16 protein-coding genes, 1 tRNA gene and 1 pseudogene are annotated in these 19,644 nt (G+C 71.3%); 14 read left to right on the forward strand and 4 right to left on the reverse strand.

Features of this window, described 5'->3' with window-relative positions:
* Nucleotides 1–6: 6 nt before the first annotated feature.
* Nucleotides 7–2,433: a hypothetical protein gene (locus GTY58_RS35390; RefSeq protein WP_037646548.1), complete on the reverse strand. Its 2,427-nt coding sequence runs from the start codon at nt 2,431–2,433 to the stop codon at nt 7–9.
* Between the two features lie 66 nt (nt 2,434–2,499).
* Here GTY58_RS35390 and GTY58_RS35395 point away from each other — a divergent pair, with 66 nt between their 5' ends.
* A complete protein-coding gene (locus tag GTY58_RS35395; protein WP_010988216.1) occupies nt 2,500–2,958 on the forward strand; it encodes an SRPBCC family protein in 459 nt (152 codons plus the stop codon).
* Between the two features lie 39 nt (nt 2,959–2,997).
* Nucleotides 2,998–3,069: transfer RNA gene (locus tag GTY58_RS35400), tRNA-Val, on the forward strand.
* Between the two features lie 76 nt (nt 3,070–3,145).
* On the opposite strand, the gene GTY58_RS35405 is transcribed toward GTY58_RS35400, so the two are convergent.
* Nucleotides 3,146–3,871 carry a 3'-5' exonuclease gene (locus GTY58_RS35405; protein WP_010988217.1) on the reverse strand — a complete coding sequence of 242 codons (726 nt, stop codon included), beginning with the start codon at nt 3,869–3,871 and terminating at the stop codon, nt 3,146–3,148.
* Between the two features lie 168 nt (nt 3,872–4,039).
* Here GTY58_RS35405 and GTY58_RS35410 point away from each other — a divergent pair, with 168 nt between their 5' ends.
* From GTY58_RS35410 to GTY58_RS35425, 4 genes are all read left to right on the forward strand, one after another.
* The gene (locus tag GTY58_RS35410; RefSeq protein WP_010988218.1) at nt 4,040–4,606 is read left to right on the forward strand and encodes a DUF4365 domain-containing protein; all 567 of its coding nucleotides are present in this window, start codon (nt 4,040–4,042) and stop codon (nt 4,604–4,606) included.
* The gene (locus tag GTY58_RS35415; protein ID WP_010988219.1) at nt 4,603–5,823 is read left to right on the forward strand and encodes a hypothetical protein; all 1,221 of its coding nucleotides are present in this window, start codon (nt 4,603–4,605) and stop codon (nt 5,821–5,823) included. Before GTY58_RS35410 ends, GTY58_RS35415 begins: the two co-directional genes overlap by 4 nt.
* A 100-nt stretch (nt 5,824–5,923) precedes the next feature.
* Nucleotides 5,924–7,900 (forward strand): threonine--tRNA ligase, encoded by a 1,977-nt coding sequence (thrS, locus tag GTY58_RS35420; protein ID WP_010988220.1) that lies wholly within the window; start codon nt 5,924–5,926, stop codon nt 7,898–7,900.
* A 358-nt stretch (nt 7,901–8,258) separates the two neighbouring features.
* The gene (locus GTY58_RS35425; RefSeq protein ID WP_010988221.1) at nt 8,259–8,822 is read left to right on the forward strand and encodes an HIT domain-containing protein; all 564 of its coding nucleotides are present in this window, start codon (nt 8,259–8,261) and stop codon (nt 8,820–8,822) included.
* Between the two features lie 119 nt (nt 8,823–8,941).
* Here the strand turns inward: GTY58_RS35425 and GTY58_RS35430 are convergent, their stop codons facing one another.
* Nucleotides 8,942–10,615 (reverse strand): hypothetical protein, encoded by a 1,674-nt coding sequence (locus GTY58_RS35430; RefSeq protein WP_042493912.1) that lies wholly within the window; start codon nt 10,613–10,615, stop codon nt 8,942–8,944.
* A gap of 216 nt (nt 10,616–10,831) precedes the next feature.
* Complete coding sequence (locus GTY58_RS35435; protein ID WP_010988223.1) at nt 10,832–13,030, reverse strand: elongation factor G-like protein EF-G2; 2,199 nt, start codon at nt 13,028–13,030, stop codon at nt 10,832–10,834.
* A gap of 218 nt (nt 13,031–13,248) precedes the next feature.
* Between GTY58_RS35435 and pgsA the strand changes: the two genes are divergently transcribed.
* The 8 genes and pseudogenes from pgsA (at nt 13,249) to GTY58_RS35475 (ending at nt 19,510) form a co-directional block, all read left to right on the forward strand.
* On the forward strand, nt 13,249–13,983 hold the full coding sequence (gene pgsA / locus GTY58_RS35440) for a phosphatidylinositol phosphate synthase (protein WP_010988224.1): 735 nt from the start codon (nt 13,249–13,251) through the stop codon (nt 13,981–13,983).
* Complete coding sequence (locus GTY58_RS35445) at nt 13,980–14,906, forward strand: phosphatidylinositol mannoside acyltransferase (RefSeq protein WP_010988225.1); 927 nt, start codon at nt 13,980–13,982, stop codon at nt 14,904–14,906. Before pgsA ends, GTY58_RS35445 begins: the two co-directional genes overlap by 4 nt.
* Nucleotides 14,903–16,063: a glycosyltransferase family 4 protein gene (locus tag GTY58_RS35450; protein ID WP_010988226.1), complete on the forward strand. Its 1,161-nt coding sequence runs from the start codon at nt 14,903–14,905 to the stop codon at nt 16,061–16,063. The genes GTY58_RS35445 and GTY58_RS35450 overlap by 4 nt, the downstream gene beginning before the upstream one ends.
* Nucleotides 16,064–16,295: 232 nt before the next feature.
* Nucleotides 16,296–16,406, forward strand: a pseudogene (locus tag GTY58_RS35455) (formylglycine-generating enzyme family protein); the annotation flags it as partial.
* A 60-nt stretch (nt 16,407–16,466) separates the two neighbouring features.
* Nucleotides 16,467–17,012 carry a hypothetical protein gene (locus GTY58_RS35460; protein WP_037646559.1) on the forward strand — a complete coding sequence of 182 codons (546 nt, stop codon included), beginning with the start codon at nt 16,467–16,469 and terminating at the stop codon, nt 17,010–17,012.
* A gap of 134 nt (nt 17,013–17,146) precedes the next feature.
* Nucleotides 17,147–18,061 (forward strand): pyridoxal 5'-phosphate synthase lyase subunit PdxS, encoded by a 915-nt coding sequence (pdxS, locus tag GTY58_RS35465; protein ID WP_010988228.1) that lies wholly within the window; start codon nt 17,147–17,149, stop codon nt 18,059–18,061.
* Nucleotides 18,062–18,074: 13 nt separating this feature from the next.
* Nucleotides 18,075–18,680 (forward strand): pyridoxal 5'-phosphate synthase glutaminase subunit PdxT, encoded by a 606-nt coding sequence (gene pdxT, locus GTY58_RS35470; protein WP_010988229.1) that lies wholly within the window; start codon nt 18,075–18,077, stop codon nt 18,678–18,680.
* Between the two features lie 77 nt (nt 18,681–18,757).
* The gene (locus GTY58_RS35475) at nt 18,758–19,510 is read left to right on the forward strand and encodes a YebC/PmpR family DNA-binding transcriptional regulator (RefSeq protein ID WP_010988230.1); all 753 of its coding nucleotides are present in this window, start codon (nt 18,758–18,760) and stop codon (nt 19,508–19,510) included.
* The last annotated feature ends 134 nt before the right edge of the window (nt 19,511–19,644 follow it).

The raw sequence follows: 19,644 nt of genomic DNA on the forward strand, positions 1-19,644 counted from the left end.
CCGCGCTCAGTACATCCTCCCCAGCACCTCCCGCACCCGTCGGGCGTCCCGGATCCGCTGCTCGTACGTCGCCCCGACCGCGAGCAGCACCAGCCCGGCGAGGGCGGGAGGCAGCCAGCGCGGGAGCACACCGGCCAACTGCACCAGATACGGGGCGAGTTCGTGCAGCGCGTCCAGCGCCAGCACGGCCCCGCCGAGCAGCAGGGGCGCCCGGAGGCGGTGGCGGGCGCCCAGCAGGGTGACGAGGAGCGCCGCCGCCCCGAGCAGCAGCGGGCGTAGCCAGTGCGCGTCGCCCCATGCCGTCAGCAGACTCGGCACGAGCGTCGCCGCGAGGCCGGGGCCGTACGCCGTCCAGGACGAGGCGAGCGGATCCCGGCGCCGCCGGACGACCCCCACGAGCAGCGCGGGGACGGTCACCGGCAAGGTGTACGCCTCCGGGGCGCCGACGCCCCAGGACCCCAGGCGCACCCACGTCGCCAGCACGAACAGGGCCGTGGCCGCGTAGCCGACGCTCCTGCGGTCCGCCCGGACGGCGGTGCCGGCGGCGATCACCCCGCACAGGGCGAGGACGAGCGCCAGCAGCGGGGGATCGGTGACGGCGAGACCGACCGCCACCAGGCCCGCGACGGAGCCGGTGACTTCCACGGCGGTGGTGGTCCCGGGCTCGTCGAGCCGCGCCGCAAGCAGGGCCGCCCCGCACGGGACGACCAGGACGAGCAGCGCGGTGTGCGCCGGCGCCCACCCGGCGGCGGCTCCCGCGGCACAGGCCAGCGCGGTGGCACCGGCGAGGGACGTGCTCGCCCAGACGGAGGCCGGCCGCACCTTCACGGCGGCGACCGCGAACAGGGCGGTCAGGGCGGCCAGTACGCCGAGGGTCGCGGGCCGGGAGGTCAGCGAGAGGAAGGAGAGGCTGACGGACGTGATCAGGGCGAGCGCGGTGGCCGTGTAAGCCGTCGGCGCCCGACGTGCGTACGCCGCCACGGCCACCGCCGTCGCCGCGGTCAGCCCCAGCGCGAACAGCCCCACGACGTAGGGGAGTTCCAGCGTCGCGGGGAGGACGAGCGCCGTCGCCCATCCCAGCACCAGGGCGCCGGTCATGGCCTGCGGCCGCCACTGTGTGGTGCGCAGCGCCCAGACCGAGACACCGGCGACGACGGCCAGTACGAGCGGTGCCGTCGCCGCGTCCGGCGGCCAGGGCGTGCCGGCGGTCACCGCGGCCCGGATGTCCGACGGGGCGCCCGACCAGATCCGCCCCGCCCAGCCCGCCGGACCCAGCAGCGCGACGGCGACCGGGGGCAGCGCCGAGACCACGGCGAGCGCCTGGACGGAGCCGGAGGCCCAGGCGAGACCGAGGCGTACGGGCTCGGGAAGCGGGCCGCGTACGACCGTCAGCAGGGCGACGGCGCACACCAGATACCCGACCACCGTCCAGTCGGCCGGCAGCGACACACGCAGGATGCCGCCGAGGCCCGCGACCAGCAGGAGGCCGCCGGTCACCGCGGTGCCGACGGCGAGGTCCACCCTCGGTGCCCGCCAGGCCGTGCCCAGTGCGATCACCGCCGCGAAGGCGAGGAGCGCCGCCGCACGGGCGGCGGCGCTCGGACCGGTGGCCTCGAAGGAGAGCCGGCCGGCCGCCAGCACGCCCCAGCCGCCCATGCCGTACGCGCCGACGGCGGCGACGAGACGTACGGATCTCACGGACACCCGGAGCGCGACAACCGTGTCGAACGCGGCCGTCGTCAACAGCGCGCCCGTGAGCGTGTGCGGACCCGCACCCGCTGCGATCGCCCAGAGCAGGAGCGGGAATTGGACGGCGACCAGCGCGGCCGGAAGAGGCAGCCGCAGCGGGAGACGAGCGGCGGCCCGCTCGGGCCGGCCGAGCAGCGCGCCGAGGCCCTGGCCGTACGCAGCCCAGACCCCCGCCAGGACGGCCGAGGCGAGCGCCGCGTAAGCCGTGCCGTTCGCCCCGGGGAGCGCCGCCTCGTGCAGGGCGTAGGCGTCGAGCACCGTCAGCGCGAGGCCGAGGCCCGCCACCGACTCGGCGGTCGAGCGCAGCCCGCGCCTGAGCAGCGCGACGGGAGTGGCGAGTGCCGCCAGCGTCACCGCCGCGAGCACCACGGCCCGCCCGGTGATCCCCAGATGCCCCCAGCTGACCAGCGTGAACGCGATCGCGGCGACGGTCAGCAGGATGCCGCCGAGCACCAGGAGCACGTTCTGCACGCTCGGGGCGGTCGTCTCGGGCCGCCGCGGGGGAGGCGGGGGCGGTACGGGGGCCGAGTGGAGAACGCCGATCAGCCAGGCGCGGCGGGTCAGCAGCAGGGCGCGGCGGGCGTCGAGTTGCCGCAGCTCCCCGTCGAGGATCCGCAACTCCTCGGCCGGGGGCGGGATATGGGTCATGCCTTGGAGTGTGGTCCGCGTCACGGCGCACGGCATGAGCGCACATACTCAGTCCGTACTCAGATCTCCCACGGCAGGCCTCCCCACCGGCAGACTCGGGGCATGGACTGGAGTCACTACCGCTTCCGCAGCCTGTGGGCGCTGCCGGCACCGCCCGCCCGCGTGTATGCCGCGCTCGAGCGGGTCGAGGACTACCCGCGCTGGTGGCCGCAGGTGCGCGAGGTGACGCGGCTCGACGAGGACTGCGGAGTGATCAGGATCCGCTCCCTGCTTCCGTACGACATGACGTTCACCGCGCGGGACGTGCGGCACGACACGGCGGCCGGGATCCTGGAGATCACCATGACCGGTGACATCGACGGCTGGGCACGCTGGACCGTCACCGCCGGCGGACCGGGCACCCTCGCCCGCTACGACCAGGAAGTCGACGTGCGCAAGCCGCTGCTGAGGCGGTTCGCCGTGCCGGGACGGCCCGTCTTCCGCGCCAACCACGCCCTGATGATGCGGGCCGGACAACGCGGACTCCTCGCCCACCTGGACGGCGGCCGGCAAGCGGTTTGAACGAAACCCGAGGGGACCTGTATTGTTCAGTGCGTTCCCGGGCGATTAGCTCAGTGGGAGAGCGCTTCGTTCACACCGAAGAGGTCACTGGTTCGAACCCAGTATCGCCCACCGGGAGAAACCGGTCCGTCGCAGACGGACCGGTTTTTTTGTGCTCACACCGTGTTTTGTGCTCACGCTTTTGTGCTCACGCCGCCGCCGGCAGCTCCGGACGCAGCGGCCACGCCGGGTCCACCGCCTCCGGCGTACCGCTGCGCGCGAACCACGCCTGAAGCCCGCGCGCCTGTGCCGCGTGCCACACCGCCTGCAAGGTGTGCAGCTCGGCCGGCGAGAGCCGCTCCAGCCGGGTAGCGAAACGGCGCCCCACCGCCCGTACGACCTCCATCGCGGCCAGCGCGTCGGCCGCCGCGTCGTGCGCGCCCTCAAGGGCGACGTCGTAGTGGGCGCACAGATCGGTGAGCGTGCGGCGGCCCTTGCGGTAGCGGTCCAGATGCTTGTCGAGTACCCGGGGATCGAGCACGCGCAGCGGCGCCGACTCGAACCAGTGGTCGAGGCAGGAGGCGCGATGACGGCGCAACTCCCGGTCCAGGAGCGTGAGATCGAACGGCGCGTTCATCACCACGAGCGGCCGGCCCGCGGTGGCCTGTTCTCCCAGCTCCCTGGCTATCTCGTCCATCACCGGCGACGGCCAGCGGCCGTTGCGCTGAAGATGCTCGTCGGTCAGTCCGTGCACCGCCGTCGCACCGGCCGGCACCGGCACTCCGGGGTTCACCAGCCACCGGGACACCCGCGGACGGGCCCCCGGGGCGTCCTGGACGACGACGGCGGCCGACACGATCCGGTCGGTCTCGACGTCCACGCCCGTGGTCTCCGTGTCGAACGCGGCCAAGGGGCCTTCGTACCAGCACGTCATACGAACACAACTCCTCGTTCACCCGCGGTGGCTGACGCTCCGTCTTCTGCCTGTTTGGTGATACCCGGGCTGTTTGCGCCGTACGCCGGAAGGAGACAACAGGGGTACGGGTCTTTGCAGTTCAGCGACCCGGCACGGGGATTCACTTGGTCTGGAAGGCTGTTGGTCATGGCGATAGCGCAGCCCGAACGGGGCGGGCTGCTGCCCCAGCGCACGGCACCCCCTCGCGGCACCCTCGCCACCACCGCCTGCATGGAGACACTGCAGGTGGGCTACCTGCACGCGGTCGCGGCGGCCGCGGGCTGCTCGCTGTCCCAGCCCTTTCCGGACAACGGCATCGACTGGCACGTCAGCCACAGCGCCCCCGGGCACACGGTCGACGACGAAGTCACCATCAAGGTGCAGCTCAAGTGCACGTACCAGATCCCGCCGAATCCGCCGGGCCCCGCCTTCTCCTTCACGCTCGACAACGCGCACCTGGCGAAGCTCGCCCGCACCCCGGTCTCGGTGCACAAGATCCTGGTCGTGATGCTCGTGCCCCGGGCCCAGGACGACTGGCTGCGCGCCAGCCACGACCGCCTCGACCTGCGGCACTGCTGCTACTGGATCAACCTCGCCGGACATGCCGTCACCGGCCGGCGCAGGACCACCGTGCGCATACCGACCTCGCGCATCTTCGACGACCGAGCGCTCTGCGAGATCATGACGCGGGTCGGAACGGGAGGCAGACCGTGACGCACCGCCCGACCCACGAACCCCTACGCCCCGTGCGGCCCCACCCGGTCGAGGCCCTCCCGGAGAACCAGCCGCCCGACCCGGGCCAGGTCGACCCCGCCGTCCTCAGCGCCCTCCTGCACCGCCACGGCTGGCAGCGGCGCGGCGGACCCGCCGGACGCTACGGCCGCTGGACCCCACCGGGACCCGGCAGCGGCGGCACAAGCCTGCTGGTGCCCGAGAGCCGGGCCTTCCCCGACAGCGACGACCTGCTCGGCGAAGCCCTCGTCGCGCTCTCCCGCAGCGGATCCCCCTCAGCCCGGGACGTCCTGATCGCGCTCGCCGTGCCCAGCGACGAGATCCACTGGTGGCGGGACGTCCCGGCCGGGCCCGCGGGCGCCGCGCCCTGGCCCGTCGAGGACCAGCTGCGCACCGCCGCCCGGCAGATGCTGCTCGCGGGCGCACTCGCCACGCGCGGGCGGGCCGGCTACCACGGCGCCCGGCACCGGCGGCCCGCCGCCGCGTCCCTGGAGAGCGTCCTGGTCGGCGCCGCCCCCGGGGGACACCGGCTCACCGCGTTCGTGCCCGTCGAGACGGAGCGCCCCCTCGCCGTACGACTGCACCAGGCCCTGTACTCGGTCCGCGAGGCCGTCGACTACCGGCGGGCCACCGGCGGCATGGAAGCCTTCGACGCGGCCGTCCAGGCCGGCGTCAGCCATGAGCTCACCGAGGCGCTGGTCGCCCTCGTCCGCGGCACGGAGGGCGCCCGGATCGCCGTCGAGTGGGCGCCCGCCGCCGGTGTCCCCGAAGGCTGCGCGGCGCCCGCCGAAGCCGTCGAGTTCTCGCCCGGCGACCTGCCCTTCCTGCGCGAGGCGGGCGCCCGCTATCTGCGCGAGGAGCCCTCCGTGCCGGTGCGGATCACCGGCACGGTCGTACGGATGCGCAGGTCGGGGCCGCGCGGCGCGGGCGCCGTACGGCTGCGGGTCCTGGCGGGGGCCGAGGTGCCGCACGTACGGATGACGCTGGACGAGGAGTCGTACCGGACAGCGGGCCACGCCCACCTCGTCGGGCTGCCCGTGCTGGTGCACGGGCGGCTGGAGAGCCGGGGCGGTTTCCGGCGGCTCACGGACGTGTCCGAGGTGGCGCCGGTGCAGGTCGACGAGGCGGAGCGGGACCGGCTGATGAAGTCGCTCCAGGAGAACCTGGACTTCTTCGAGGAGGCGTGCAGCGGGGACTGACATAACCGTTTCGCGAGGGGCACCCCGGTCTCGGTACGATCGCCTTTGTATTGCGCGCGCAATAGAAGATGCGAGCGTGCCCCGTAGGTAGGAGAGACCGGTGTCAGACGTCCGTGTGATCATCCAACGCGATTCCGAGCGGGAAGAGCGCGTGGTGACGACGGGCACTACGGCCGCCGACCTCTTCCCCGGCGAGCGCACCGTCGTCGCGGCCCGTGTGGGCGGCGAGCTGAAGGACCTGGCCTACGAGGTGAAGGACGGCGAGGAGGTCGAGCCCGTCCAGATCTCCTCCGAGGACGGCCTCAACATCCTGCGCCACTCCACCGCGCACGTCATGGCCCAGGCCGTGCAGGAGCTGTTCCCCGAGGCCAAGCTGGGCATCGGCCCGCCGGTCAAGGACGGCTTCTACTACGACTTCGACGTCGCGAAGCCGTTCACGCCCGAGGATCTCAAGGCCATCGAGAAGAAGATGCAGGAGATCCAGAAGCGCGGCCAGCGCTTCTCGCGCCGCGTCGTCACCGATGAGGCGGCCCGTGAGGAGCTGGCGGACGAGCCGTACAAGCTGGAACTGATCGGCATCAAGGGCTCCGCCTCCAACGACGACGGGGCGAATGTCGAGGTCGGCTCCGGCGAGCTGACCATCTACGACAACCTCGACGCCAAGACCGGTGACCTGTGTTGGAAGGACCTCTGCCGCGGTCCCCACCTGCCCACCACCCGGAACATCCCGGCGTTCAAGCTGATGCGCAACGCCGCCGCGTACTGGCGCGGCAGCGAGAAGAACCCGATGCTCCAGCGCATCTACGGCACCGCCTGGCCGTCGAAGGACGAGCTGAAGGCGCACCTCGACTTCCTCGCCGAGGCGGAGAAGCGCGACCACCGCAAGCTGGGCAACGAGCTGGACCTGTTCTCCATCCCGGACCAGATCGGCTCCGGCCTCGCCGTCTTCCACCCCAAGGGCGGCATCGTCCGCCGGGTGATGGAGGACTACTCGCGGCGCCGCCACGAGGAAGAGGGCTACGAGTTCGTCTACACCCCGCACGCCACCAAGGGGAAGCTCTTCGAGACCTCGGGCCACCTGGACTGGTACGCCGACGGCATGTACCCGCCCATGCAGCTCGACGAGGGCGTGGACTACTACCTCAAGCCCATGAACTGCCCGATGCACAACCTGATCTTCGACGCGCGCGGCCGCTCGTACCGTGAACTGCCGCTGCGCCTCTTCGAGTTCGGGACCGTGTACCGGTACGAGAAGTCGGGCGTCGTGCACGGCCTCACCCGGGCCCGCGGCTTCACCCAGGACGACGCGCACATCTACTGCACGCGCGAGAAGATGGCCGACGAGCTTGACAAGACGCTCACCTTCGTGCTGAACCTGCTGCGCGACTACGGCCTGACCGACTTCTACCTGGAGCTGTCCACCAAGGACCCGGAGAAGTTCGTCGGCTCGGACGAGGTCTGGGAGGAGGCCACCGAGACGCTGCGGCAGGTGGCCGAGAAGCAGGGCCTGCCGCTGGTCCCGGACCCGGGCGGCGCCGCGTTCTACGGCCCGAAGATCTCCGTCCAGGCCAAGGACGCCATCGGCCGCACCTGGCAGATGTCGACCGTGCAGCTCGACTTCAACCTGCCGGAGCGCTTCGACCTGGAGTACACGGGCCCCGACGGCTCCAAGCAGCGTCCGGTCATGATCCACCGCGCCCTGTTCGGCTCCATCGAGCGGTTCTTCGCGGTGCTCCTCGAGCACTACGCGGGCGCGTTCCCGGCGTGGCTGGCGCCCGTCCAGGCGGTCGGCATCCCGATCGGCGACGCGCACGTCGAGTACCTGCAGAAGTTTGCCGCCGAGGCGAAGAAGAAGGGCCTGCGGGTCGAGGTCGACTCGTCCTCGGACCGTATGCAGAAGAAGATCCGCAACGCGCAGAAGCAGAAGGTGCCCTTCATGGTCATCGCGGGCGACGAGGACATGACGGCCGGCGCCGTCTCCTTCCGCTACCGCGACGGCTCGCAGGAGAACGGCATCCCGCTCGACGAGGCCATCGCCAAGATCGCGAAGGTCGTCGAGGAGCGGACACAGGTCTGACGCGTACGTCGCACGTGAGGGGGAGGCCCCCGGGGAGCCGTCAGCTCCCCGGGGGCCTCCTCTCGTCCTCCTCCTCGTCGTGGCTGCCGCAGAGGTTCGCCTACGGGGATCGTGCGGGGCCGTGTGCCCTTTCCGGCGCACGTCACCGGGAAAGCAGAGGTCGCGCCCGGCCTCGGGCAGACCGTGCCCCAGGACCTGCACCGCGTACGAGCTCGGACAGAGGAGCGACGCCACCCCCAGCGGGATCTCGGCGCACCGCTCCCAGCGGTCGTAGCGGCTCTGGTCGTCCATCGGCCCAGCTTGGTCCCGGACGATTCTGCCGGAGCCCCGCCGACACGCCGCGAACGGGCGAAGCAATATGCTGCACCTCATGACGAGTGAGCCGGAGCAGCAGATCGGAGTGGGAACGCAGGACGCGTTCCAGCGCCTGTGGACGCCTCATCGGATGGCGTACATCCAGGGCGAGAACAAGCCCACCGGTCCGGGGGCCGACGACGGCTGTCCCTTCTGCTCGATCCCGGCCAAGTCCGACGAGGACGGGCTCATCGTCCGGCGCGGCGAGCAGGTGTACGCGGTGCTCAACCTGTACCCGTACAACGGCGGCCATCTGATGGTCGTGCCCTACCGCCATGTCGCCGACTACACGGACCTCACCGAGTCGGAGACCGCCGAACTCGCCGAGCTGACCAAGCAGGCGATGACCGCGCTGCGTACGGCGTCGGGAGCGCACGGCTTCAACATCGGCATGAACCAGGGCACGGTGGCGGGTGCGGGCATCGCCGCCCACCTCCACCAGCACATCGTGCCGCGCTGGGGCGGCGACACCAACTTCATGCCGGTCGTCGGCCACACCAAGGTGCTGCCGCAGCTCCTCGCGGACACCCGGAAGATGCTGGCGGAGGCCTGGCCCACGGCTGCCTAGCCAGGGCGTGTCCGGCGGATCACGCCGGATACCCGGGGCCTGGCACGACCTGATCAGCCGGACGGGCCCTGGGGCGGTGCCGCGCGGGCCCGCCCGAGTGGGCCCGCGCGCCGGAGGCGCTACGCGTCGTACACGTCCGCCTTCCTCGGTGTCGGGTCCTGGACCGCGGTGCTGAGGAAGGACGAGCGGTTGCCGAACTTCTCCGTGTCCACGCCGTTCTCCTCCAGCACCCTGATCGCCGCCGCGTGCACCACGCGCAGCACGGGCGTCGCGGCCCGCAGCGCGTCGTCGGCCATGAAGCGGTGCCGCCACGGCTGGTCCGCCCAGGCGTGCCGCAGCCCGAAGGGCTCGGGGAGCGTCAGCGAGCCGCCGAGCCAGTTGAGCAGCGGCGGATACCAGGTGAGGGGCGCGCGGACCGCGAGGCGTACCACCTCGTCGGCGTCGACCAGCGGGAGCTTGACCGTGCGGGTCTCCCAGAACCTGACCGACTTGGCGACCTGCTTCGAGGGGGCCTCCGGCTTCGTGGTGAACAGGGAGTTCACCGGGCCCAGGGCGTGGCCGGTGACCTCGATGCGCAGTGTCTCGTGCAGCACGGTCACGGTGATCAGCATGGTGATGATCAGCTGGCCGTCCCAGAGCGTCCACTGGACCCCGAGGTAGTGCCGGTCGCCGCTGCCGAACTGCTGCTTGTTGCAGATGTCCTGTATCGCGTGGTTCTTGACCTGGTACGCGTCGACGTCCGTGCCGCCCGGACGGGAGACCGCCTTGGCGTTCTCACCGATCGGTGTGACGACCCAGTGCTTGATCGACGGCTTGGGGAAACCGCCGGTGTTGAGGGGGCCGCGCTCCAGCATGCGCAGCTGGTCGTGGATGGACCGTATGACGTCCCAGCTGCGGAAGGGGTGGATCTCCTTGCCCGCCTCGCGCGGCACCAGGTCCTCGGCGAGCTGCCAGCTGCCCCAGCGCGTGCCCATGCCGAGTATGCCCTTGGGGCCCGCGTAGAAGACGGAGTTGGACTGCTGCTCGGCGCTGAGCCGGGCGAGGGACTGGCGCAGCTGCTCGGCCGCGGTCTCGCCGGGGCTGCCGGGCACGGCCTCCGGGACCTTGGCGCCGATGGCGCCGCCGGCCAGCAGGCTGTCCCAGCGCTCCCGCAGATCCTTGGCCGTGCGTTCGCAGATCTGCTTGGCCCACAGCCAGCCGACGACCGGGACGACGACCGCCGCGCGCGCGTACCAGCCCCAGAAGCCCGTGAAGGGCATACGGATCAGGAAGATCACGGCGAGGGCGCCCACGGCGACCAGCAGGGTGGTGCCGAGGGCGGAGGCGCGCTTGTCCTCGCGCCGGGCGATGGCCGTCCGGATCTGGAAGACCAGCAGCCAGACGATGAGGCCCGGCAGGAAGATCAGGCCGCACAGCACTATCACCGCCGTGAGCCAGTTGTCCCGCTCCCGGCGGATGTTGTGCGCCGCCAGGCAGTGCTCGACGATGACCTGCGGCTCCGTGCCGAAGGACTGGATGAGCGGGTTGCGGCCGACTCCGAGCATGCGGTCGATCACCGCTCGGGAGAAGGCCTCGCCGAGGTTGGGCCGCAGGATCTTCGCACCTCTGCGGGGGCCCTTGACCGTCGACTGGTGCCACTCGTTGTCGGCCTTGAGGATCTCCTCGACCGGGTTGTCCCGGTAGGCCGCCGAAGCCAGGGCGAAGGTCGCCGCCGTCTGGCCCGCGGAGCCCGACAGGGGCACCTGCGCCCCCGGGCTGAAATCGAATCCGTCGTCCGCCACTGCCGCCCCCATCGCCGCCGATCCCGCTTCTGCGGCCTTCCCGACTTCCTTGCCCCGCACACCTGTTGAACAGGTCATCGTGCTGATGCAGTCACAACTTGATCAGGTCATCAGCGTATCCGCCGCCACCGACATTCGTCGGCGGACGGCCGAGAAGCCGTCCGCCGACGGGAGACGGGCGTCACCGGTTCGGTCCTCAGTCCGGTCCTGCGCGGTGACGCGTTCCAACTACGAGGCCTGCCGCGTCTGTTCGCGGAGCCGCTCCGCAACCTGAGGGGGCATCGGTTCGTGCCGTGCGTAGGCGCGGCTGAAACGGGCGGTGCCGTGCGAGAGGGAGCGCAGATCGACGGCGTACCGGCCGATCTCGATCTCCGGCACCTCGGCCCGTACGAGCGTGCGCCCGCCGCCCGCCTGCTCGGTGCCGACCACGCGCCCGCGCCGCCCGGACAGATCGCTCATCACGGTGCCCACGTAGTCGTCGCCGACCAGGACGGTCACCTCGGCCACCGGCTCCAGGAGATGGATCCTGGCGTCGGCCGCCGCCTCGCGCAGGGCCAGCGCGCCCGCCGTCTGGAAGGCCGCGTCGGAGGAGTCCACGGAGTGCGCCTTGCCGTCGAGCAGCGTGACCCGTACGTCGATGAGCGGATAGCCGGCCGCGACACCCCTGGCCGCCTGGGCCCGTACACCCTTCTCCACGGACGGGATGAACTGCCGGGGCACGGCACCGCCGACGACCTTGTCCACGAACTCGATGCCGGCGCCGCCTGGCAGCGGCTCGACCTCGATCTCGCAGATCGCGTACTGCCCGTGGCCGCCGGACTGTTTCACATGGCGGCCGCGCCCGGCGGCCCTGCCCGCGAACGTCTCCCGCAGGGCGACCTTGTGCGGGATCACGTCGACCTGGACGCCGTACCGGTTGCGCAGCCGCTCCAGTGCGACGTCCGCGTGTGCCTCGCCCAGGCACCAGAGCACCACCTGGTGGGTGTGCTGGTTCTGTTCCAGGCGCATGGTCGGATCCTCGGCCACCAGCCTGCCCAGACCCTGGCTGAGTTTGTCCTCGTCCGCCTTGCTGTGCGCCTGGATGGCCAGCGGCAGCAGCGGATCGGGCATCTCCCACGGCGCCATCAGCAGCGGGTCGTCCTTGGCGGAGAGGGTGTCGCCGGTCTCCGCGCGATTCAGCTTCGCCACGCAGGCCAGATCGCCCGCGATGCAGTGCGTGAGGGAGCGCTGCTGCTTTCCGAACGGCGTGGACAGGGCGCCGATGCGCTCGTCGACATCGTGGTCCTCGTGCCCGCGGTCGGCCAGGCCGTGCCCGGAGACGTGCACCGTGTCGTCGGCGCGCAGGGTTCCGGAGAAGACGCGGACGAGGGAGACCCGGCCCACATAGGGATCGCTGGCGGTCTTCACGACCTCCGCCACCAGCGGTCCGCCCGGGTCGCAGGCCGTGACCTCGCGCGCCGTGCCGTCGGGCGTGGTGACCTTGGGCGCGGCGCGCTCCAGCGGGGTCGGGAAGCCGCCCGTGATCAGCTCGAGGAGCTCGACCGTGCCGAGGCCCTGACGGGCGCCCTCGGCGGCGGGCGCGGCGGCCAGCACCGGGAAGAAGGTCCCGCGCGCCACGGCCCGCTCCAGGTCCTGCACGAGCGTCTTGACGTCGATCTCCTCGCCGCCGAGATAGCGGTCCATGAGGGTCTCGTCCTCGCTCTCGGCGATGATTCCCTCGATCAGCCGGTTGCGGGCCTGCGCCAGGAGCGGCAGCTGGTCCGGGCCGGGCTCCGACTCCTTGCGCTCCCCGGTGGAGTAGTCGAACAGCCGCTGGGAGAGCAGTCCGGTCAGGCCGGTCACGGGCGCGTGCCCGTCGGGCCCCTGCTCGCCGTGGAGCGGCAGATACAGCGGCAGTACGGCGTCGGGGTCGTCGGCGCCGAAGGCCTCCGCGCAGGTCCGGGTCATCTCGTCGAAGTCCGCCCGGGCCGCCTCCAGATGCGTGACGACGATGGCGCGCGGCATGCCGACCGCCGCGCACTCCTCCCACACCATGCGGGTCGAGCCGTCCACGCCGTCCGAGGCGGAGACCACGAAAAGGGCCGCGTCCGCAGCTCGCAGACCGGCCCTGAGTTCACCGACGAAGTCGGCGTATCCGGGGGTGTCCAAGATGTTGATCTTGTACCCGTCCCAGTCGACGGGGACGAGCGAGAGCTGCACCGAGCGCTTCTGGCGGTGCTCGATGTCGTCGTAGTCGGAGACGGTGCCGCCGTCCTCGACGCGGCCCGCCCGGTTCACTGCTCCCGCCGTCAGCGCGAGAGCTTCCACCAAAGTCGTCTTGCCCGATCCGCTGTGGCCGACCAGCACCACATTCCGTACGGACGCGGGGTGGTCGGCCGCCGTAGCCCTGCCGGCGGCTCCGGGGTGTGCGTTCGCCTTGTCGCCCATGGCCTTGCCTCCCGTGCACGGTGAGGTCACTGTGGGCGCGGACGTGCGGATCCGCGTGCGGTGGCGGCTCCGATGACGCCCGCGGTGTCTTCGAGCTTTGCACTCCCGTCACGGTGCGTCCATACGACGGACGCGATCGCGGCGTGACACGGACGCATCAGGCCATGACACGGAGGGTGCGGGTGCCCGACCGTCGCACAAGCGCGCGCGTGGCTACGATGGGCCAGCCGGTGGCCAGCAGGGGCCGCGCGGCGACACCGACCATCGGGAAGGCCATGCTGAACAAGTACGCGCGTGCATTCTTCACGCGTGTCCTCACACCGTTCGCCGCGTTTCTCATCCGCCGGGGCGTGAGCCCCGACACGGTCACGCTCCTCGGCACCGCCGGAGTGATCGCGGGCGCGCTGGTCTTCTACCCCCGGGGGGAGTTCTTCTGGGGCACGATCGTCATCACGCTGTTCGTCTTCTCGGACCTCGTCGACGGCAACATGGCCCGCCAGCTCGGCCGCACCAGCCGCTGGGGCGCGTTCCTGGACTCCACCCTGGACCGGGTCGCCGACGGCGCGATCTTCGGCGGCTTCGCCCTCTGGTACGCGGGCGGCGGTGACAACAACGTGCTGTGCGCCGTCTCGATCTTCTGTCTGGCCAGTGGCCAGGTGGTCTCGTACACCAAGGCGCGTGGCGAGTCGATCGGTCTGCCGGTCGCCGTCAACGGTCTGGTCGAGCGCGCCGAACGCCTGGTGATCTCGCTGGTCGCGGCCGGTTTCGCCGGGCTGCACAAGTTCGGCGTGCCCGGCATCCAGGTGCTGCTGCCGATCGCTCTGTGGATCGTCGCCGTCGGCAGCCTGGTCACGCTGATCCAGCGTGTCGTCACGGTCCGCCGCGAGTCCGCGGAGGCGGACGCCGCGACCGCCGCCGAGAACGCCTCGCAGGGGAGCGGAGCCGCGTCGTGAGCAGTCTGCAGGAGCGGCTGACGGACGGGGCCTACGCGCTCGGCTGGAGCACCGTCAGGAAGCTCCCCGAGCCGGTCGCCGCGCGGCTCGGACAAACCGTCGCGGACCTCACCTGGAAGCGGCGCGGCAAGGGCGTACGACGTCTGGAGAGCAACTACGCGCGCGTGGTGCCCGACGCGACCCCCGAGCGGCTCGCCGAGCTGTCCAGGGCGGGGATGCGTTCCTATCTGCGTTACTGGATGGAGTCCTTCCGGCTGCCCGCGTGGAGCGCGGAGCGGGTGAAGAACGGCTTCGACCCGAAGGACCTGCACCACCTCACCGACGGGCTGGCCTCCGGCCGGGGCGTCGTCCTCGCGCTGCCGCACCTGGGCAACTGGGACCTGGCCGGCGCCTGGGTCACCACCAAGCTGGAGACGCCGTTCACGACGGTCGCGGAGCGCCTCAGGCCCGAGTCCCTGTACGACCGGTTCGTCGCCTACCGCGAGGGCCTCGGCATGGAGGTGCTGCCGCACAGCGGGGGCTCCGCTTTCGGCACGCTGGCGCGCCGGCTGCGCGACGGCGGCCTCGTCTGTCTGGTCGCGGACCGTGACCTGTCCGCGTCGGGCGTCGAGGTCGACTTCTTCGGCGCGACCACCCGGATGCCGGCCGGACCGGCGCTGCTCGCCCAGCAGACCGGCGCCGTCCTGCTGGCGGCGACGCTCTGGTACGACGAGTCACCCGTGATGAAGGGCCGGCTTCATCCGCCGGTCGAGGTGCCCGAGACAGGTACGCGGGCCGAGAAGACGTCTGTCATGACACAGGCGCTGGCCGATGCCTTCGCCACGGGGATCGCCGACCATCCGGAGGACTGGCACATGCTGCAACGGCTGTGGCTCGCCGACCTGGAACCTCGCACGGAGTCCACCGACGGGGGACGGCTGTGAGGATCGGCATCGTCTGCCCGTACTCCTGGGACGTGCCGGGCGGCGTCCAGTTCCACATCCGGGATCTGGCCGAGCACCTCATCCGTCTCGGGCACGAGGTGTCCGTCCTCGCTCCGGCGGACGACGACACCCCCCTGCCGCCGTACGTCGTCTCGGCGGGCCGCGCGGTTCCGGTGCCCTACAACGGCTCGGTGGCCCGCCTGAACTTCGGGTTCCTGTCCGCGGCCCGGGTGCGGCGCTGGCTGCACGACGGCGAGTTCGACGTGATCCACATCCACGAGCCGACCTCGCCGTCGCTCGGCCTGCTGACGTGCTGGGCGGCGCAGGGCCCGATCGTGGCCACCTTCCACACGTCCAACCCGCGCTCCCGGGCGATGATCGCCGCGTACCCGATCCTGCAGCCCGCGCTGGAGAAGATCAGCGCGCGCATCGCGGTGAGCGAGTACGCGCGTCGCACCCTGGTCGAACACCTGGGCGGGGACGCCGTCGTCATCCCGAACGGCGTGGACGTGGACTTCTTCGCGCGGGCCAAGCCCGACCCCGAGTGGCAGGGGGACACGCTCGGCTTCATCGGCCGTATCGACGAGCCCCGCAAGGGCCTGCCGGTGCTCATGAAGGCCCTGCCGAAGATCCTCGCCGAGCGCCCGGGAACCCGGCTCCTGGTCGCCGGGCGCGGCGACGAGGAGGAGGCCGTGGAGACGCTGCCCAAGGAGATGCGCGAGCACGTCCGGTTCCTCGGCATGGTCAGCGACGAGGACAAGGCGCGCTTCCTGCGCAGCGTCGACGTGTACGTGGCCCCCAACACCGGCGGCGAGAGCTTCGGGATCATCCTGGTCGAGGCGATGTCGGCGGGCGCTCCGGTGCTCGCGTCGGACCTGGACGCCTTCGCCCAGGTGCTCGACCAGGGGGCGGCGGGGGAACTGTTCGCCAACGAGGACGCCGACGCGCTGGCCGAGTCGGCGCTGCGACTGCTCGGCGACCCAGGGCGCCGGGCCGAGCTGCGCGAGCGGGGGAGCGCCCATGTGCGGCGCTTCGACTGGTCGACCGTGGGCGCCGACATCCTGTCCGTGTACGAGACGGTGACGGACGGAGCGGCCGCCGTGGCCGCCGACGAACGGACCGGGCTGCGGGCGCGGTTCGGACTGGCACGGGACTGAGACGACCTCTCCGGCGCGCGGGGCGCCGTGCTGTGCACCGCGCGCGGGGAGGACAGTCCGCTTTTCCAACCTTCGGTACCCGCTCCGCGAAGCGGCGACCGAGCGGCCCTCGACGCCTGCGCGGTCACCCTCCCCGGCGGTGAGTTCCGCATGTGGTGACGCCTTCGGCGAGGGGTATCCGGACGACGCCGAGGGATGCGTCCGTACGGTGACCGTGGAGCCGTTCCGGATCTCCTGCCTGTGCCACGCCTCGTACCGCGACCGGTACCGCGTCGCCGCCCGCTCCAGGAACACCCCCGACTCGTCGACCGGGCGCCGCGTCCGGTGCCTCGCGGACCGGTGACCGCGTGCTCCGTCCGGCGCCGCGCGGAGCCGCGGCCGGGCCCCGGTAGCCTTGCCGCCCGTGACCGCAACCCTCATCTGGATCCTCGTCGGCCTCTTCGCGATCGGCCTCTACCTCAGCTGGACCGCGGGGCGGCTCGACCGGCTGCACGCCCGGATCGACGCCGCCCGCGCCGCGTTGGACGCCCAACTGTTGCGCCGTGCCTCCGTCGCCCAGGAACTGGCGACTGCCGGGGTGCTCGATCCGGCCGCCTCGATCGTGCTGTACGAGGCGGCCCACGCGGCCCGGCAGGCCGAGGAGGAGCAGCGCGAGGTCGCCGAGAGCGAGCTGAGCCAGGCGTTGCGGGCCGTCTTCGGGGAGCAGCAGCAGGTGGAGGTGGTCCGGGAGGCCCCGGGGGGCGAGGAGGCGGCGAACGAGCTGGCGCAGGCGGTGCGGCGGGTGCCGATGGCCCGGCGCTTCCACAACGACTCCGTACGCGCCGCTCGTGCGCTGCGCCGCCATCGCAAGGTGCGGTGGTTCCGGCTGGCCGGGCACGCGCCGTTCCCGATGGCCTTCGAAATGGACGACGAGCCGCCGGTGGCCCTGGCCGACCGCCCGACGACATAGCGCCTGACCAGCATCTTCACCAGGTGTGCCGGGAAAATGAGCCACCGCCTCCTCATTGGCCCTTGCTGTGGCCTGGTCCACTCGCGTTTCCTCGGGGCTGCAGAACCCCCCCTTTCACCGAGTGAGGTCAACCCGTGTCCAGCACGCTCTCCGTCCCCGCACAGGCCCCCGAGACCGGCACCGCCCGAGTGAAGCGCGGCATGGCCGAGCAGCTCAAGGGCGGCGTGATCATGGACGTTGTCACGCCCGAGCAGGCGAAGATCGCCGAGGATGCGGGCGCCGTCGCCGTCATGGCCCTGGAGCGGGTCCCGGCCGACATCCGCAAGGACGGCGGCGTGGCCCGCATGTCCGACCCCGACATGATCGAGGGCATCATCAGCGCGGTGTCCATCCCGGTCATGGCCAAGTCCCGCATCGGCCACTTCGTCGAGGCCCAGGTGCTCCAGTCCCTCGGCGTCGACTACATCGACGAGTCCGAGGTCCTCACCCCGGCCGACGAGGTCAACCACTCCGACAAGTGGGCGTTCACCACGCCGTTCGTGTGTGGTGCCACCAACCTCGGTGAGGCCCTGCGCCGCATCGCCGAGGGTGCCGCCATGATCCGCTCCAAGGGCGAGGCCGGCACCGGCAACGTCGTCGAGGCCGTGCGCCACCTGCGCCAGATCAAGAACGAGATCGCCAGGCTGCGCGGCTACGACAACAACGAGCTGTACGCCGCCGCCAAGGAGCTGCGCGCCCCGTACGAGATCGTCAAGGAGGTCGCCGAGCTCGGCAAGCTGCCGGTCGTGCTGTTCTCCGCCGGTGGCGTCGCCACCCCGGCCGACGCCGCGCTGATGCGCCAGCTCGGTGCCGAGGGCGTCTTCGTCGGCTCCGGCATCTTCAAGTCCGGCGACCCGGCCAAGCGCGCCGCCGCCATCGTGAAGGCCACCACCTTCTACGACGACCCCAAGATCATCGCGGACGCGTCGCGCAACCTGGGCGAGGCCATGGTCGGCATCAACTGCGACACCCTCCCCGAGGCCGAGCGCTACGCCAACCGCGGCTGGTAAGGCACCCACACCGATGAACACCCCCGTGATAGGCGTCCTGGCTCTGCAGGGCGACGTACGGGAGCACCTGATCGCCCTGGCCGCGGCCGACGCCGTGGCCAGGGAGGTGAGGCGCCCCGAGGAACTCGCCGAGGTCGACGGCCTCGTCATACCCGGCGGCGAGTCCACCACCATCTCCAAGCTGGCCCATCTCTTCGGCATGATGGAACCCCTCCGCGCGCGCGTGCGCGGCGGCATGCCCGTCTACGGCACCTGCGCCGGCATGATCATGCTCGCCGACAAGATCCTCGACCCGCGCTCGGGTCAGGAGACCATCGGCGGCATCGACATGATCGTGCGCCGCAACGCCTTCGGACGTCAGAACGAGTCCTTCGAGGCGACGGTCGACGTCAAGGGCGTCGGGGGCGATCCTGTCGAGGGCGTCTTCATCCGCGCCCCCTGGGTCGAGTCCGTGGGTGCCGAGGCCGAGGTGCTCGCCGAGCACGGCGGCCACATCGTCGCCGTACGCCAGGGCAACGCGCTCGCCACGTCGTTCCACCCGGAACTGACCGGCGACCACCGCGTGCACGGCCTCTTCGTCGACATGGTGCGCGCGAACCGGACACCGGAGTCCTTGTAGGATCTCCGGGGGTCCTCCCGGGCGTTTAAGGTCTGGGGGAGTTCGTACAGGATGGGTTACGCGAAGGAGACAGGCAGATGTCCGGCCACTCTAAATGGGCTACGACGAAGCACAAGAAGGCCGTGATCGACGCCAAGCGCGGCAAGCTCTTCGCGAAGATGATCAAGAACATCGAGGTCGCGGCCCGTACGGGCGGCGCCGACCCGGCCGGCAATCCGACGCTGTTCGACGCCATTCAGAAGGCCAAGAAGAGCTCGGTCCCGAACAAGAACATCGACTCCGCGGTCAAGCGTGGTGCCGGTCTCGAGGCCGGCGGCGCCGACTACGAGACGATCATGTACGAGGGTTACGGCCCGAACGGTGTCGCGGTGCTCATCGAGTGTCTCACCGACAACCGCAACCGCGCCGCCTCGGACGTCCGCGTCGCCATGACCCGCAACGGCGGCAACATGGCCGACCCGGGCTCCGTCTCGTACCTCTTCAACCGCAAGGGCGTCGTGATCGTCCCCAAGGGCGAGCTGAGCGAGGACGACGTCCTGGGTGCCGTGCTCGACGCGGGCGCCGAGGAGGTCAACGACCTCGGTGAGTCCTTCGAGGTCGTCTCCGAGGCCACCGACCTGGTCGCGGTCCGCACCGCCCTCCAGGACGCCGGGATCGACTACGACTCGGCGGACGCCAACTTCGTCCCGACCATGCAGGTCGAGCTCGACGAGGAGGGCGCCCGGAAGATCTTCAAGCTGATCGACGCGCTCGAGGACAGCGACGACGTGCAGAACGTCTTCGCCAACTTCGATGTCAGCGACGAGGTCATGGAGAAGGTCGACGCCTGAGCGGCGGGAGTTTCCTTTCGGTGGGCCGGCAGGACATGTCCTGCCGGCCCACCGTCGTTGTCGGTGGCAACGGATAGCCTGGCGAGGACAGATGATGATCGCTGTCCGTGGATCGCCGTCATCGATCGACGAAC

This window comes from Streptomyces sp. SID5469, from assembly GCF_009862865.1.
GTDB classification, from domain to species: Bacteria; Actinomycetota; Actinomycetes; order Streptomycetales; family Streptomycetaceae; genus Streptomyces; species Streptomyces avermitilis.